Annotated in this window: 15 protein-coding genes; 14 read left to right on the top strand and 1 reads right to left on the bottom strand. The window is 39.2% G+C overall.

Going from position 1 to position 16233, the window contains the following annotated elements; all coding sequences use genetic code 11:
* Window positions 1-377: 377 nt before the first annotated feature.
* The 11 genes from yfmF to R6U77_RS18625 all read left to right on the top strand — a co-directional run bounded on the left by yfmF (window position 378) and on the right by R6U77_RS18625 (window position 12178).
* The gene (gene yfmF / locus R6U77_RS18675) at window positions 378-1658 is read left to right on the top strand and encodes an EF-P 5-aminopentanol modification-associated protein YfmF (protein ID WP_319836787.1); all 1281 of its coding nucleotides are present in this window, start codon (window positions 378-380) and stop codon (window positions 1656-1658) included.
* On the top strand, window positions 1645-2943 hold the full coding sequence (gene yfmH, locus R6U77_RS18670) for an EF-P 5-aminopentanol modification-associated protein YfmH (RefSeq protein WP_319836786.1): 1299 nt from the start codon (window positions 1645-1647) through the stop codon (window positions 2941-2943). Before yfmF ends, yfmH begins: the two co-directional genes overlap by 14 nt.
* A complete protein-coding gene (gene ymfI, locus R6U77_RS18665; RefSeq protein WP_319836785.1) occupies window positions 2943-3665 on the top strand; it encodes an elongation factor P 5-aminopentanone reductase in 723 nt (240 codons plus the stop codon). The genes yfmH and ymfI overlap by 1 nt, the downstream gene beginning before the upstream one ends.
* A 44-nt stretch (window positions 3666-3709) precedes the next feature.
* Entirely contained in the window at window positions 3710-3967 is a 258-nt protein-coding gene (locus R6U77_RS18660; RefSeq protein ID WP_293921259.1) for a DUF3243 domain-containing protein, read from the top strand.
* A 638-nt stretch (window positions 3968-4605) separates the two neighbouring features.
* The gene (locus tag R6U77_RS18655; RefSeq protein ID WP_293921258.1) at window positions 4606-5391 is read left to right on the top strand and encodes a DUF3388 domain-containing protein; all 786 of its coding nucleotides are present in this window, start codon (window positions 4606-4608) and stop codon (window positions 5389-5391) included.
* A gap of 17 nt (window positions 5392-5408) precedes the next feature.
* Window positions 5409-6281, top strand: a complete 873-nt coding sequence (locus R6U77_RS18650) for a helix-turn-helix domain-containing protein (RefSeq protein ID WP_406601061.1) — start codon at window positions 5409-5411, stop codon at window positions 6279-6281.
* Between the two features lie 62 nt (window positions 6282-6343).
* The gene (gene pgsA, locus R6U77_RS18645) at window positions 6344-6922 is read left to right on the top strand and encodes a CDP-diacylglycerol--glycerol-3-phosphate 3-phosphatidyltransferase (protein ID WP_319836784.1); all 579 of its coding nucleotides are present in this window, start codon (window positions 6344-6346) and stop codon (window positions 6920-6922) included.
* A 16-nt stretch (window positions 6923-6938) separates the two neighbouring features.
* Window positions 6939-8180, top strand: a complete 1242-nt coding sequence (locus R6U77_RS18640; RefSeq protein ID WP_319836783.1) for a competence/damage-inducible protein A — start codon at window positions 6939-6941, stop codon at window positions 8178-8180.
* A gap of 143 nt (window positions 8181-8323) precedes the next feature.
* Window positions 8324-9391, top strand: a complete 1068-nt coding sequence (gene recA / locus R6U77_RS18635; RefSeq protein ID WP_293921253.1) for a recombinase RecA — start codon at window positions 8324-8326, stop codon at window positions 9389-9391.
* Between the two features lie 340 nt (window positions 9392-9731).
* Window positions 9732-11294, top strand: coding sequence for a ribonuclease Y (gene rny, locus R6U77_RS18630; RefSeq protein ID WP_319838398.1), 1563 nt, complete (start codon window positions 9732-9734; stop codon window positions 11292-11294).
* An 86-nt stretch (window positions 11295-11380) separates the two neighbouring features.
* Window positions 11381-12178, top strand: a complete 798-nt coding sequence (locus R6U77_RS18625) for a TIGR00282 family metallophosphoesterase (RefSeq protein ID WP_319836782.1) — start codon at window positions 11381-11383, stop codon at window positions 12176-12178.
* 17 nt (window positions 12179-12195) lie between these two features.
* Here the strand turns inward: R6U77_RS18625 and R6U77_RS18620 are convergent, their stop codons facing one another.
* Window positions 12196-12480 carry an RNA polymerase alpha subunit C-terminal domain-containing protein gene (locus R6U77_RS18620; RefSeq protein ID WP_293921251.1) on the bottom strand — a complete coding sequence of 95 codons (285 nt, stop codon included), beginning with the start codon at window positions 12478-12480 and terminating at the stop codon, window positions 12196-12198.
* Window positions 12481-12615: 135 nt separating this feature from the next.
* On the opposite strand from R6U77_RS18620, the gene R6U77_RS18615 reads away from it, so the two are divergent.
* The 3 genes from R6U77_RS18615 (at window position 12616) to R6U77_RS18605 (ending at window position 16114) form a co-directional block, all read left to right on the top strand.
* Window positions 12616-12882: a stage V sporulation protein S gene (locus R6U77_RS18615; protein WP_042472077.1), complete on the top strand. Its 267-nt coding sequence runs from the start codon at window positions 12616-12618 to the stop codon at window positions 12880-12882.
* Between the two features lie 629 nt (window positions 12883-13511).
* Window positions 13512-15245, top strand: coding sequence for a 2-oxoacid:acceptor oxidoreductase subunit alpha (locus R6U77_RS18610; RefSeq protein WP_319836781.1), 1734 nt, complete (start codon window positions 13512-13514; stop codon window positions 15243-15245).
* 2 nt (window positions 15246-15247) lie between these two features.
* Window positions 15248-16114, top strand: a complete 867-nt coding sequence (locus R6U77_RS18605) for a 2-oxoacid:ferredoxin oxidoreductase subunit beta (RefSeq protein ID WP_293921247.1) — start codon at window positions 15248-15250, stop codon at window positions 16112-16114.
* The last annotated feature ends 119 nt before the right edge of the window (window positions 16115-16233 follow it).

Genomic DNA, 16233 nt, shown 5'->3' with positions numbered 1-16233 from the left:
TTTCAGACAGCCATTGCTGTTTTTGCAAGGTTAAAAACATTGGACTTAGCGCCTTCTCGCTAAGATTTAAAACAAATAAGTAAAACTTGGTTTCGGGCTGTTTGGAAGTGATTTTGGACTTTTCCGACAGCCCTTGTTTTTGTTTAATGAAAGTTTTTCACTAGGTAGCTGAGGCATAATTGAATATTGGGGTAGTCTAACTAATAAATAAAAATTGTAGCATATTTGTTTCCTAATTACGCCATACTAAATAATAATTTTGCGCTTGGGTAGTATAAGCGTGTTATAGTAGAAATAAACATGGTTTTTATAAGGCTTGCATACGATAACGACAACATGTAATTAAGCTTGTGACTTTAGTCTAGGGAGGTATTTTTTTGTTTTCAACGACACAATTGGCGAAAGGTGTTTCGCTACATATTCGACAAACAACGCAATTCAAAACAGTGAATTTTTCTATTAAATGGCGTGCTGCATTATCCGAAAAGGATGCAGCACATCGCACTGTATTAACAAATGTGCTACAGCACAGCAATGAAAAATTTACAACATCTGCTGCGTACCGCAGCTATTTAGATGATTTATTTGGTACAATGCTTTATTTCGATACGTCAAAGCGAGGAAATGAGCATACTGTACTGATGAATGTAGAAGCTGTAAATGACCAATATTTAGCACAAAGTAATGTATTAAACGAAGTGCTAGAATTATTGCACACATCTATTTTCAAACCAAATCTACAAGATGGTGCTTTTGTCGCATCCATTGTAGAGCGTGAAAAAGATATGGTGATGCAACGTATCCATTCAGTTTTTGATGACAAGGCACGTTATGCACAGCAGCGATTAACACAAATTATGCGTCCAAATCATGCTGCATCCATTTCGGCGAACGGTACGATTGAAACAGTTGCTGCAATTACACCTGAATCCTTGAAGGAGGCATATGAACATATGCTGGCACATGATATCATCGATATTTATGTAGTTGGCGATATTGATGAAGAGGCGATGATTGAAAAGCTACGTCAAGTACTGCCATTTGCTGATCGTGAACTGCACGAAAAAGAAATGCTTGTTGCGCTTAACCAGCCAGGTGATAGCTATACGAAGGAGCAGCAGGATATGAAGCAAGGTAAGTTACACATTGGCTATAGTACACCTGTTTTATTTGGTGATGCAGATTTCCCGAAAATGCAAATTTTTAATGGGATTTTCGGGGGCTATGCGCATTCAAAGCTTTTTATGAATGTGCGTGAACGCGAAAGCTTAGCTTATTATGCATCGAGCTCCTATGCATCGCATTATGGTCTTATCTTTGTTGTTTCAGGCATTGAGCCAAACAATGAGAAAAAGGCGATTGAAGTTATTGACGAGCAGCTTGTTGCGATACAAAATGGAGAAATTACAGATTTAGAATTAACACAGACGAAGGCAATGCTGATTAATCAATTAAAAGAAGCATTAGATTCTGCACGCGGGCAAATTGAAATTTATGACCAATATAAAAACTTAGCTACAGCATTTTCTGTAGACGAATGGGCAAAAAATTGGCGCGATGTAACGAAGGAAGATGTACAGCAAATGTCGTTAAAAGTAAAACGCGAAGCAATTTATTTCCTATGTGGCAAGGAGGAGCTGGAAAATGCAAGCAATTGAATTTCAACAGCTAGATGAAACGCTTTATTACAAAAAGCTAGAGAATGGCTTAGATGTTTATATTTTGCCGAAAAAAGGCTTTTCCAAGGCGTTTGTAACATTTACAACAAAATATGGCTCGATTGATCGCTCGTTCGTGCCAATTGGTGAAACAGAGCCGATTACCGTGCCAGATGGCATTGCTCATTTTTTAGAGCACAAAATGTTCGAAAAGGAAGATGGCGATGTATTTCAAAAATTTAGCGAGGTAGGTGCTCAGGCAAATGCTTTCACTTCATTTACGCGCACATCCTATTTATTTTCGGCAACAGACCATATTTATAAAAGCACAGAAACATTGCTCGATTTTGTACAAGAGCCTTATTTCACAGAGGAAACGGTGAATAAGGAAAAGGGTATTATCGGTCAAGAAATTACGATGTATGATGATTTACCAGATTGGCGCTTATATTTTGGCACGATTGAAAACATGTATCATCAGCATCCAGTGAAAATTGATATCGCAGGTACAATTGAGTCAATTGACCATATTACAGCAGATTATTTATACACTTGCTATAATACTTTTTATCATCCATCTAATATGCTGTTATTTGTTATCGGTGCTGTCAATCCTGAGGAAATAATGGCGGTTATTGAAGAAAATCAAAAGCGCAAAACATTCCCACAGCCAACACCGTTAACACGTATTTTTGAGGAAGAGCCGACAGATGTTGCTGTAGCAGAACGTGTCCTGCATATGGATGTACAAAAACCGAAAGTTTATGTTGGCTTAAAAGCGAAGCAAACGGATTTGTCAGGAGAAGAGATGTTAAAGCATGAGCTTGCTGTACAGATTGGTTTGGAATGCTTATTTGGTCGTGCCTCTGATTTTTATACGGAAATTTATGAGGATGGTTTAATTGATGAAACGTATTCCTATGATTTCATGTTAGAGCAAGGCTACGGCTTTGCATTAATCGGCTCCGATACACCGAAGCATGAAAAGCTTGTCGAAGCCATTAAAGCACAGCTTGCTGAAGCACAGCAAAAAGCATTATTTACAGCGATTGATGTGGAGCGTATTAAACGCAAAAAAATAGGATTTTTCCTACGTGCATTAAACTCTGTTGAATTTATTGCAAACCAATTCACACGCTATAAATTTAATGACATGAATTTATTTGATGTTGTGCCAGTGCTTGAAAAGATTACTGTGGAAGACGTTGCAGAGGCTTTCAAAACAATTCAAGGTGAGGCACAGCAAACTGTCTTTAAAGTTTTACCCGTAAGCGAGCGCAAATAATGAAAAAATATGCATTAGTTTGCGGTGCTTCAGGTGAAATTGGCACAGCTATTTGCCAGCATTTAGCACAGCAAGGGTGGTCGCTTTATGTGCATTATGCGACACAGCCAACGACGGAATTAGTAGAGAAACTAACAACTGAATTTCCGCAGCAAGAGTTTTTCAGCGTGCAGGCAGATTTTACAGATGAGGATGCTGCAACACATTTAGCACAACAAATTTTTACGCTACAAGCAATTGTTTTTGCCAATGGTCATGCATTATATGGCTTGCTTGAAGATATTTCTGCTGTGAAGATGCAAGCATTATGGCAAGTACATGTGCAAACGCCGATGCTTATTTTACAGCAGCTTGCCGCTAAGTTACGTGTAAATAGCGTAAGCTATGTGCTATTTATCGGCTCCATTTGGGGAGCGGCAGGGGCAGCAGGAGAAGTTGTTTACTCTGCTGTCAAAGGAGCACAGCATAGCTTTGTCAAGGCATATGCACAGGAAGTAGCCTATAATGGTATTCGAGTAAATGCCATTGCACCAGGCTTTATCGATACTAAAATGAATGGTCATATTGATGCCGTAGAGCGTGAGCAGCTTGTAAGTGAAATTCCACTGCAACAGCTAGGCACAGTGGATGACGTAGCGCGTTTATGTGCCTTTTATATAAGTGGTCAGGCGGACTATGTGACAGGTCAAATCATTCATTTAAATGGCGGTTGGTATATATAGAGTCCCCTTTGCCAATACTAATTGTGCAAAGGAGGCGAAAATGGATGAGCATTTTAGAAAACTGGCAACAATGGACAACATTTTTAGGCGCTCAAGTAGAGGATGCTAAAGACAGCGGTATGCCAAACAAAGTCATTGAAAAAGCCGCTGTGCAAATTGGTAACTACTTAGCGGAACATGTTGACCCGAAAAACGAGCAGGAGCGTGTGCTATCAGATTTATGGTCAGTGGCAGAATCTGATGAGAAAAAGGCCTTGGCAAGCTGTCTCATCAAGCTTGTGCAAAATAATCGAGTACAATAAAGCAAACCGCAATAGGTTGTCTGAAAGCAGGTTAGCGCTGCTTTTCAGACAACCGTTTGCTATTTTGTGAACGCTGTAAACATAAGTTTTGTATGTTTTATAGAGGCTCTTATAATGCTCATATAAGGATAAAACATCCTGCTAATGGCTATAAATTTTATTTTCTTTTAATAAAGGTATTTGGATTGTGTTAAATTTTACATATTTTATTCGTGAAAGTATTAATTTTAAATCAATTATGCCTTGGCGTAATTGCGTCGGGATTTTGCATTGTGCTTGCACTTAAGTAGAAGTTAACCTAAAAGCGTCACATCCTGTGACAACGGTTAACTGACCTGCGTCGTGCAGGCCTCCTTTCAAAATCCCTGACATCCGCCGGAGGCTTTATTAGGATGCAGTGAGTGTTTGGACACCCACTGAATGAAGGGTAGTCTAAGTATTCATCGCATCACTTATAGAGATGGGCGTTTCTACTGCATCATGATAAAATTGGCTCCTTTTCATTAGAGCATATAGAATAAAAAATTTAAAATATAGTGGGAAAAGCGTTGTTTCTAACTTTTCATACGTTGTAAAATCAGCTATGATGGAACTTATAAAGTGATTTTACGTTTCTATAATGAAAGGGACGGATTTTGATGAGCGAATGGTATTTTGAATACGAAATTCAAGTGAATCGCCCTGGTTTATTAGGTGATATTTCATCTTTACTAGGTATGCTGCGTGTAAATATTGTGTCGATTAATGGTGTTGCACAGCAAAGGCGAGGTATGTTGCTGGAGTCGGAGAATGATGAGGCGATTCAGCGCTTTCAATCGATTGTGACGACGATGGATAATATCAATGTCACAAGATTTCGCGTGCCAAAATTGCGCGATCGTTTAGCAATGCGACATGGTCAATATATTCCAAGAGATGCTGATGAAAAAAATACTTTCCGATTTGTGCGGGATGAATTGGGGATTTTAGTTGATTTTATGGCAGAGCTGTTTAAGCAAGATGGTCATAAATTAATCGGTATTCGTGGGATGCCGCGAGTTGGAAAAACAGAGTCTGTTGTTGCTGCAAGCGTTTGTGCCAATAAAAAATGGATTTTTATTTCATCGACAATGATTAAGCAAACAATTCGTAACTCGCTTATGGGGGATGAATTTAGTAGCAATAATATATTTATTTTAGATGGTGTTGTCACACGAAAATCGACGGATGAAAGGCATCAGCAGCTTGTGCGTGAGATGATGAGCATGCCGACAATAAAAGTGATTGAGCATCCAGATATTTTTGTGCAGCATTCGCAATATACGATTGAAGATTTCGATTATATCATTGAAATTCGGACACACCCTGATGAAGAAATCACATACGAAATTATCGAAAAAAACGATATGATGTCAAGCTCTGATTTTGGAGGATTTAATTTTTAGCAAAGTAGGTGTTATTGTTGACAGATTTAGGAGCTCGCTTGAAAGAAGCGAGATTAGCTAAAGGGCTTAGCTTAGATGATTTACAGGAAGTAACAAAAATTCAAAAGCGCTATTTAGTAGGAATTGAAGAAGGTAACTATTCGATTATGCCTGGCTCATTTTATGTACGAGCATTTATTAAACAATATGCAGAGGCGGTTGGACTAGACCCGGAAGAGGTATTAGCGAACTATCAAAAGGATGTGCCTGGTGCTCAGCAGGAAGAGGTTGCACAGGCCTATACGCAAAATACGAGACGACGTCGAATTACACCAAGGTCCTCCAATAAAATATTAGAAATGATGCCGATGATTATCGCTGCATTATTTATTGTTGTGATTATTGTTTTTTCATGGTACTTATACCAGCAAAAGGCGGCAAATAAATTGCCACCAGAAGAAGGTGAAACGCAAACACCGGTGCAAATGGACAATAATAAAGGGATAGCTGACAATAAAGACAAAGACAGCGAAGAGGAAGCGGAGAAGCCAGAGGAGCAAGAAAAGGAAGAAGAGCCTGTTGAAGAAGTAACAACACAGGTAGTTACACAAACGGCTATTAATGGCGAGGATGTTATGTTCGAAGTAACGGGTACGACAGAATTAAAAATTCGTACAGAAGTTGCTGAAAACAGCAGCTGGATTGCCTTCCGTAATGCACAGGGAACGGACAATTTAGGAAAAGAATATTTCCAAGGTGAAATAGCTGAGTACGATGCAACAGCGGATGGCTATGTAAGAATTCGTTTAGGACGCAATGCCTTTGTGAAAGTGTATGTGAATGATGAGCTGGTGACTTCGACATCTGACTCAGTAATACAAAACTATATTATTCAATTAGCTCAACAATAATCAACAAAGTAGCCATGTCGATGTATATGGCTTCTTTGTTTTAAAATGAAAGGTGTTTAGTCATGAATATTCCAAATAAAATTACAGTTTCGCGCATTTGTTTAATCCCCCTTTTTATGATTGTTATAATGTTTGATTTTGGATGGGGAAATATGACCTTTTTTGGCGCTGAAATGCCCGTTCACCATTTTGTTGGCGCAATGATTTTTATCGTTGCTTCTGTTACAGACTGGGTAGATGGCTATTATGCGAGAAAGTATAACTTAGTCACAAATTTTGGGAAGTTTTTAGATCCGTTAGCAGATAAACTATTAGTATCTGCTGCCCTTATTTTGCTTGTAGAGCTTCAACTAGCTCCAGCATGGATTGTCATCATTATTATTAGCAGGGAGTTTGCTGTGACAGGCTTGCGTTTAATTTTAGCTGGTGAGGGTGAAGTTGTTGCCGCAAATCAATTAGGGAAAATTAAAACATGGGCACAAATTGTTGCAATCTCAGCGTTGCTACTACATAATACGATTTTTACGATGATGGGCATTCCATTTGATAAAATTGCACTTTATGTAGCACTATTTTTCACAATATGGTCTGGCTGGGATTATTTCTACTTAAACCGTCGTGTGCTGCTAGATTCTAAATAAAGAGAGGTTATCCTTTATGAATGCAGAAATTATCGCAGTTGGCTCAGAGCTTTTGCTTGGACAAATTGCCAATACAAATGCCAAATTTATTTCGAGTCAGCTATCAGAGTTAGGCATCAATGTTTATTACCATACAGTAGTTGGTGACAATGCGGCGCGACTTGAGGAAGTAATAGCAGCTGCTGAGAAGCGTGCGGATATCATTATTTTTTCAGGCGGCTTAGGACCAACAAAGGATGATTTGACAAAGGAAACGATTGCACGTCATTTAGGTGTAGAGCTGGCATTTGATGAAATAGCATTGACGTATATTGAAGCGTTTTTCGAACGTCTAGGTCGACCAATGACAGAAAATAATCGCAAGCAGGCATTAGTATTAGCGGGGTGTGATGTGTTAGCAAACCATCATGGTATGGCACCAGGGATGCTTTTTGAGCAAAATGGCAAAACCTATATTTTATTACCTGGACCACCGAAGGAGCTAGAGCCGATGTTTCAATTTGAAGCAAAGCCGAAGCTAGCAGCTCGCTTGACAGATGGCGCGGTGATTGTATCCCATGTTATGCGCTTTTACGGTATTGGAGAGGCGGAACTAGAAGTTGCTGTGCAGCATATTTTAGACAGCCAAACAAATCCAACGGTTGCGCCACTAGCATCGGATGGAGAGGTCACATTGCGCGTTACAGCGAAGGCTGCCAATGAGCAGGAGGCGCTTGCTTTAATTGATGCTAAAGTAGCAGAAATTCAAGCGATTGTTGGACAATTTCAATATGGCATTAATGATGATTCACTTGCCTCGAAAACTGTGGAAATATTATTAGCCAAAAATTTAACGATTGCAGCAGCTGAAAGCTTAACAGCTGGTTTATTCCAATCTGAATTAGCGGAGGTACCTGGGGTAAGTGGCACTTTAGTTGGTGGTGTTATCACATATAATGAGCAAGCAAAAATAGAGCAGCTTAGCATTGCCCCTGAATTATTTGCTCAATACGGCGTTGTAAGCAGTGAATGTGCAGCTGCAATGGCACAAAGCGTACGTGCAAAATTTGGCACAAATGTTGGGATTGGCTTAACGGGTGCTGCGGGACCAGATATGCATGGTGGGCAGCCTGCGGGCACTGTATGGATCGGCATTAGCATTGAGGGACAAGAGGTACAAACATATAAATTACAGCTTTCAGGTATGCGCAATACAAATCGTTTACGAGCTGTGAAATTTACATGTAGTTATTTATTGCGATTGCTTAATGAAAAATAAAATTTGGGCATATTTTTATGTCCAAATTTTTATTTTCAAACAAAAACGAAAATACGTTCGCTTTTTTGTTGCTATTTTCTCAAAGAACAAGTATAGTAGTGTTATAAACAAATCTAACCTTTTTTAGAGGAGGAACAACTATAGTGAGTGATCGTAAAGCAGCCTTAGAACAGGCGTTAAAACAAATTGAAAAACAATTCGGTAAAGGTTCTATTATGAAGCTTGGCGAAACGACAGATCGTGAAATTGCAACATCTTCAAGCGGCTCGTTAGCATTGGATGCAGCATTAGGAGTAGGTGGCTATCCACGTGGACGTATCATTGAAATTTATGGACCTGAGTCTTCTGGTAAAACAACTGTTGCCCTACATGCGATTGCAGAAGTACAAGCAGCAGGTGGACAAGCCGCATTTATCGATGCGGAGCATGCGCTTGATCCAATTTATGCACAAAAATTAGGTGTAAATATCGATGAGCTATTACTATCACAGCCTGATACAGGGGAGCAAGCTTTAGAAATTGCGGAAGCATTAGTACGAAGTGGTGCAATCGATATTTTAGTTATTGACTCCGTAGCAGCACTTGTGCCGAAAGCGGAAATTGAAGGTGAGATGGGTGACTCTCACGTAGGTTTACAAGCGCGTTTAATGTCACAGGCATTACGTAAGCTATCTGGTGCGATTAACAAATCAAAAACATTAGCAATTTTCATCAATCAAATTCGTGAAAAAATTGGTGTTATGTTTGGTAATCCTGAAACTACACCAGGTGGCCGTGCATTAAAATTCTACTCTTCTGTTCGTTTAGAGGTACGTCGTGCAGAAACAATTAAGCAAGGCAATGATATGGTTGGTAACAAAACGAAAATTAAAATCGTAAAAAATAAAGTAGCACCACCATTCCGTACAGCAGAAGTAGATATTATGTATGGGGAAGGTATCTCGAAGGAAGGCGAAATTGTCGACTTAGGCGTAGAGCTAGATATCGTACAAAAAAGCGGTTCTTGGTATGCATATGGTGATGAGCGTTTAGGGCAAGGTCGTGAAAATGCGAAGCAATTTTTAAAGGAAAATCCTTCTGTACGTGAAGAAATTGCCGATAGAATCCGTCAGTCTTATGGTATTGCAGCTTCAAACTACACAATTGGTGGTCATGAGGAAGATGAAGAAATGGATGAAGAATTAGCATTATTATTAGATGAAGAAAAATAAAAGTAACTAAAGCTATTTGAAGGGGACAACCCTTCAAATAGCTTTTTTGAATGATGAACAATTCAAAAAAGTAACAGGTACCTCTGTCCATCAAGCACAATACTAGGTGCAAAATTTTATGAAAAAAGTAGTGTAACGTATCATTTTTCCATCAACTTTTTTTAGCAATGATTGTAAAGAATATGTCATACATATGGCGGCAATCCTTGACAGCGCAATGACAGAACTATACAATTAAAATTGTATAATTTCTAAAAATTGAAATGAAAAATGATTAATTGTTTACAACAGTTAATCAATAAAAACAACATGAAATTGGCACTTGGAGGTGTTTAGTATGATGGAAGTAATTATAAGCATCTCCGCTTTGCTTGTTGGACTCATCGTTGGTGCCGCTGTTAGCTATTTCTACATGAAAAAAGTGAATGACTCAAAAATCACGGGTGCTACGCATACTGCAAAGTCTATCGTTGAAGAAGCGAAACGTGAAGCAGATGCATTGAAAAAAGAAGCACTACTTGAAGCGAAAGATGAAACTCACAAATTTCGAAATGAAGCAGAGAATGACATTCGTGAACGTCGTTTAGAACTTCAAAAACAAGAGAACCGTTTATTGCAAAGAGAAGAAAATCTTGACCGCAAGGATGAAACTCTCAATAAAAGAGAAGCCAGTTTAGAGCGTAAGGAAGAAGCTCTAACGGACAGACAACAGCATATTGAACAGATGGAAGGCAAAGTGGGAGAACTCGTTACAGCCCAAAAACTAGAGCTAGAACGTATTTCTGCATTAACGCGAGAAGAAGCGAAAGCGATTATTTTGAGCGAAGTAGAAAATGAATTAGCGACAGATATTGCTGTAATGACGAAGGAATCAGAAACACGTGCGAAAGAAGAATCTGATAAAAAAGCGCGCGAAATTTTATCGTTAGCACTACAACGCTTTGCAGCTGATCATGTGGCAGAAACAACAGTATCTGTTGTAAACTTGCCAAATGATGAAATGAAGGGACGTATTATTGGGCGAGAAGGGCGTAATATTCGTACGCTTGAAACGTTAACAGGTATCGATTTAATTATTGATGATACACCAGAAGCAGTTATTTTATCTGGATTTGATCCAATTCGCCGCGAGACAGCTCGTATGGCACTTGAAAAACTTGTGCAAGACGGACGTATTCACCCAGCAAGAATTGAAGAGATGGTTGAAAAATCTCGTCGTGAAGTGGATGAGCAAATTCGCGAAACAGGTGAGCAAACAACATTTGAAGTTGGTGTTCACAACCTACATCCAGACTTAATGAAAATTTTAGGTCGTATGAAGTACCGTACAAGCTACGGACAAAATGTTTTAAAGCATTCTATAGAAGTTGCCCATCTTGCTGGTTTACTGGCAGCAGAGCTTGGAGAAGATGTAACTTTAGCAAAACGCGCAGGTCTTTTACATGATATCGGTAAGGCGATTGATCATGAGGTGGAAGGAAGCCATGTTGAAATTGGTGTAGAGCTTGCAACAAAATATAAAGAGCATCCAGTTGTTATTAACAGTATTGCTTCGCATCATGGGGATACAGAGGCAACTTCTGTTATTGCAGTACTTGTTGCAGCAGCCGATGCTTTATCAGCAGCACGTCCGGGTGCACGTAGCGAAACGCTTGAAAATTATATTCGTCGCTTAGAGAAGCTAGAAGAAATTTCAGAAAGCTATGATGGCGTTGAAAAATCTTATGCGATTCAAGCTGGCCGTGAAGTGCGCATTATTGTTCAGCCTGATAAAATCGATGATATTACCTCACATCGCTTAGCGCGAGATATTCGTAAGCGTATTGAGGAAGAACTTGATTATCCAGGGCATATTAAAGTAACAGTAATTCGTGAAACACGTGCAGTAGAGTACGCAAAATAGCAATAGAGAGGGGGCTGTAGGGAAAGCAGATATTTATCTGCTCACCAACAGCCCTCTATATATTTTAGAAATGGGTGGATGAACAAATGAAAATTTTATTTATTGGGGATATTGTTGGCTCAATCGGTCGCGATGCGGTAGCTAAATATTTACCACGCTTGAAAAGTAAATATAAAGTAGATGTTGTGATTGCTAATGGAGAAAATGCGGCAGCAGGTCGTGGCATTACGCGTAATATCTACAATGACTTATTGCAAATGGGCATTGATGTGATTACGATGGGAAATCATACGTGGGACAATAAAGATATTTTTGATTTTATTGATGATGTAGACTATTTAATTCGTCCAGCTAATTTTTCGAAGGATGCTCCTGGTAGAGGTGTAGCACAAATTACGAAAAATGATGTGACATTATCGGTTATTAATTTGCATGGACGTGTATTTTTGCCACCTCATGAAGATCCGTTTGCAATGGCAGATGAATTAGTAGCAGAGGCACGCAAAATATCACCACTTGTTTTTGTCGATTTCCACGCAGAAGCAACAAGTGAAAAAATTGCCTTAGGCTGGCATTTAGACGGAAAGGCATCGGTAGTCGTTGGCACACATACACATGTGCAAACAGCAGATGCACGCATTTATCCAAATGGAACAGCTTACATTACAGATGTCGGCATGACAGGACCATACGATGAAATTTTAGGAATGATGAAGGATAGCGTTATTTATAAATTCCAAACAAATATGCCTGCACGCTTTGAAGTGCCGAAAAAAGGACGTGAAGTGCTAAGTGCCTTTTTCGTTGAGGTTGATGATAAAACAGGTAAAGCATTGCGCCAAGAGCGTATTTATATTAATGAGGATTATCCATTCACTCCATAACAAAGGGACTAAGCTTTTTACTTAAAGCTTAGTCCTTTTTCTTCTAATGCAGCACGCATTGTCGGCATTGATGCTGGACCGATGCCATGCAGCTTTAAAATTTCCTTTTCTGTATGCTGTGCAAGCTGCTCCAATGTTGTAATCCCCTCATGAATTAATGCATTACGAGCTGGTGAGGAAAGTCTCGCTAAAAAACCTTCCACAGGTTTGTTTTCTTGCTCGCATTTTGGACATGTATTACAATCAGTGCTTTTATAATAGCGATGCCCTTTTTCACAAATGCGTAATGTTTTTTCTCTCATGCCAATTCCCCCTCTTTATAAAAATATACAGTAATTCTAATCTATTTGTCATGTTCCATTCCCTTCAAGCATACAATGACCTACAGACAATAAATAAAAAGTTGTCTCGATCATGCAAAATGGGGAGGAATAGTTGTGGATTCATTAAAAGTATCATCTCGCTCAAATCCAAATTCTGTTGCAGGTGCATTGGTTGCCGTCATTCGAGAGCAAGGCTTCGTGGAAATGCAAGCAGTGGGAGCGGGAGCACTCAACCAGGCCGTGAAAGCAGTCGCGATTGCAAGAGGCTTTGTAGCACCAAGCGGCACTGATTTAATTTGCGCACCAGCATTTGCAGATATTACGATTGCAGGGGAAGATCGAACAGCACTTAAGTTGGTTGTAGAAAAAAGAAACCGATAACGTACAAAGTCGTCAATTTAGTGAGAGCTAAGTTGGCGGCTTTTTTATTTGTGTGACCTAGATGGAACAGTACGAGATAAAAATAAGACCAAAGGAGAAGTAAAATGAAAACATCCTTTTTCTTTATTGTGAACCCAATCATTGCGATTTTCATGAGCCTGCTCTTTTATACTATGCCCAGTAGCACTGTACAAGGAGCCGCAACTGTACATATTGGGCTTTTATTATTTTTTGTTATTGTTATGCCTTGTTATGTAGTAACGATAGCATGCTGGCATTTTCAAAAAAATAGATGGGCTGTCTATTCCTTTTTTCTTCATATTTTTATATGCTGCAGCATCGTTTATTATTTGTTGAGCAAGCATTTTTTAAGTATGCATTTGCCACTAGATGTGGTCAAGCATTTAATGATTAGCTTTGTATTTATTGGCTTCATTAGTTTATATGGGGTATTTATAAGTTATATTAAAATAATAAGTAGACAAATCCTATTTAAAAACTAGACTTTTTTTCAGCCAAAGGACTGAAATTTTGCAGAATTACATATTTACAATAGTACAGACACCATCTTCGTGTTAAACTAATGTAGGAAATTCATATATAAAAACGGAATTTAAGGAGATGTTTATATGTTACATCAGCTTTCATGGAAAGTCGGTGGGCAACAAGGGGAAGGTATTGAAAGTACAGGCGAAATTTTCGCAACTGCGATGAACCGTTTAGGCTATCACTTATACGGTTACCGTCATTTCTCTTCTCGTATTAAAGGTGGCCATACGAATAATAAAATTACAGTACGTCCGACAGAGGTTCGTTCGATTGCGGACGATTTAGATATTTTAGTGGCATTTGACCAAGAGACAATTGATGTTAATTATAAAGAATTAACATCAACAAGCATTGTTTTGGCAGATGCACGCTTTGAGCCAGTAGCACCTGAAGACTGTGTAGCACCATTATTTGCAGTGCCTTTTACTGAAATTGCATCAGAATTAGGTACATCATTAATGAAAAACATGGTGGCAATCGGTGCAACAACTGCCTTGTTAAATTTAGATGAAACGGTATTCCAAAGCGTTGTAGAAGAAATTTTCGGACGCAAAGGTGAGGAAGTTGTCGCGAAAAACATTGAGGCGATTCAAAAAGGGCGTGAAGCCATCGCTGAACAAATTGGTGACCGTGTTGGGGAATGGGCTTTAGCACCAGCTGATGGGCAGCGTCGTCTATTTATGATTGGCAACGATGCGATTGCACTTGGCGCAATGGCAGCTGGCTCTCGCTTTATGGCAGCATATCCAATTACACCAGCATCTGAAATTATGGAATACATGATTAAAAAACTACCATTAGTTGGTGGTGCAGTCATTCAAACTGAGGATGAAATTGCGGCAGCAACGATGGCAATTGGCGCAAACTATGGCGGTGTACGTTCATTTACAGCATCTGCAGGCCCAGGACTTTCTTTAATGGTTGAGGCAATTGGCTTATCTGGTATGACAGAGCAGCCGCTTGTTATTATTGATACGCAGCGTGGTGGCCCATCAACAGGCTTACCAACGAAGCAAGAGCAATCAGATTTAATGGCGATGCTATACGGCACGCACGGTGAAATTCCGAAAGTGGTCATTGCCCCTTCTACAATGGAAGAAGCATTTTTTGATACAATTCAAGCATTCAATATCGCGGAGCAATTACAATTACCTGTTATTATCATGACAGATTTACAGCTATCGTTAGGGAAGCAAACTGTTGCTCCATTTGACTATAGCAAAATTGAAATTAAACGTGGTAAAATCGTCGAGGCAGTAGAGGACGAGGAAACAAAAGATTACTTCAAGCGCTATGAAAATACAGAGGACGGCGTGTCGCCACGTATTTTACCAGGGACAAAGGGCGGTATTCACCACGTAACAGGTGTAGAGCATGATGAAACAGGAAAGCCATCTGAAGCGACAGGCAACCGTCGCACACAAATGGATAAACGTATGCGTAAGCTAAACTATTTGCAGTTTGATACACCAATTTATGCTAATGCACCACATGAGGAAGCAGATATTTTACTTGTTGGCTTTAACTCAACGCGTGGTGCAATTGAGGAAGTACAGGAAACATTAAACGCAGAAGGCATTAAAACAAACCATGCACATGTTCGCTTACTATTCCCATTCCCAGCAGAAGAAATGGCACAGCTAGCAGACAAGGCGAAGAAAATTATCGTTGTTGAAAACAATGCAACAGGCCAATTAGCAAATATTTTAAAAATGAATATTGGTGCACATGCCAAAACATCAACAATTTTAAAATATGATGGTACACCATTTTTACCACGTGAGCTAACAAACTTAGTGAAGGAGAAGATTTAATCATGGCAACATTTAAAGATTTCCGCAATGCAGTGAAGCCAAACTGGTGTCCAGGCTGTGGTGACTTCTCGGTACAAGCGGCGATTCAACGCGCTGCGGCAAACGTAGGTTATGAGCCACATGAATTAGCAGTTATTTCAGGTATCGGCTGTTCTGGGCGTATTTCAGGCTATATTAATTCATATGGCTTCCATGGTATTCATGGTCGTGCGTTACCAATTGCACAAGGCTTGAAAATGGCTAATAAAGATTTAAAGGTCATCGCATCAGGTGGTGACGGTGACGGTTTTGCGATTGGAATGGGCCATACAATCCATGCAATTCGCCGTAATATCGATATTACGTATATCGTCATGGATAACCAAATTTATGGCTTAACAAAAGGGCAAACATCGCCGCGTTCAGCAGCAGGCTTTATTACAAAATCGACACCAGGTGGAGCAATTGAGCCATCTTTAAAACCGTTAGAAGTAGCGTTAACAAGTGGTGCAACATTCGTTGCACAAGGCTTCTCAACGGATATTAAAGAGCTGACAGCATTAATCGAAGCAGGCTTAAACCATAAAGGCTTTTCATTTATTAACGTCTTCTCACCATGTGTAACATATAATAAAGTGAACACATATGATTGGTTTAAAGAAAATTTAACCAAGTTATCTGAAATCGAGGGCTATGACCATACAGACCGTTCATTAGCGATGCAAACAGTAATGGAAAAAGAAGGACTTGTAACAGGTGTTATTTACCATGATCAAGAAACAACTTCTTACCAAGAAAAAATTACAGGCTATTCAGAGCTACCATTAACGGATATTGATATTAGCTTATCAGAGGATCAGTTTGATCAACTGTTAAAAGAATTTATGTAAAACAAAAACCTGTGGGAATTTAATTTTCCTACAGGTTTTTGTTTTAAGAGACAATAGTACTATAACAAAACTTTAACATTCCCTTTACATCATATTTATACAGTTCATATATGCTTGTT

This window comes from Lysinibacillus louembei (genome assembly GCF_033880585.1).
Lineage (GTDB): Bacteria > Bacillota > Bacilli > Bacillales_A > Planococcaceae > Metasolibacillus > Metasolibacillus louembei.
This window is presented reverse-complemented; position numbering and strand designations above follow the sequence as displayed.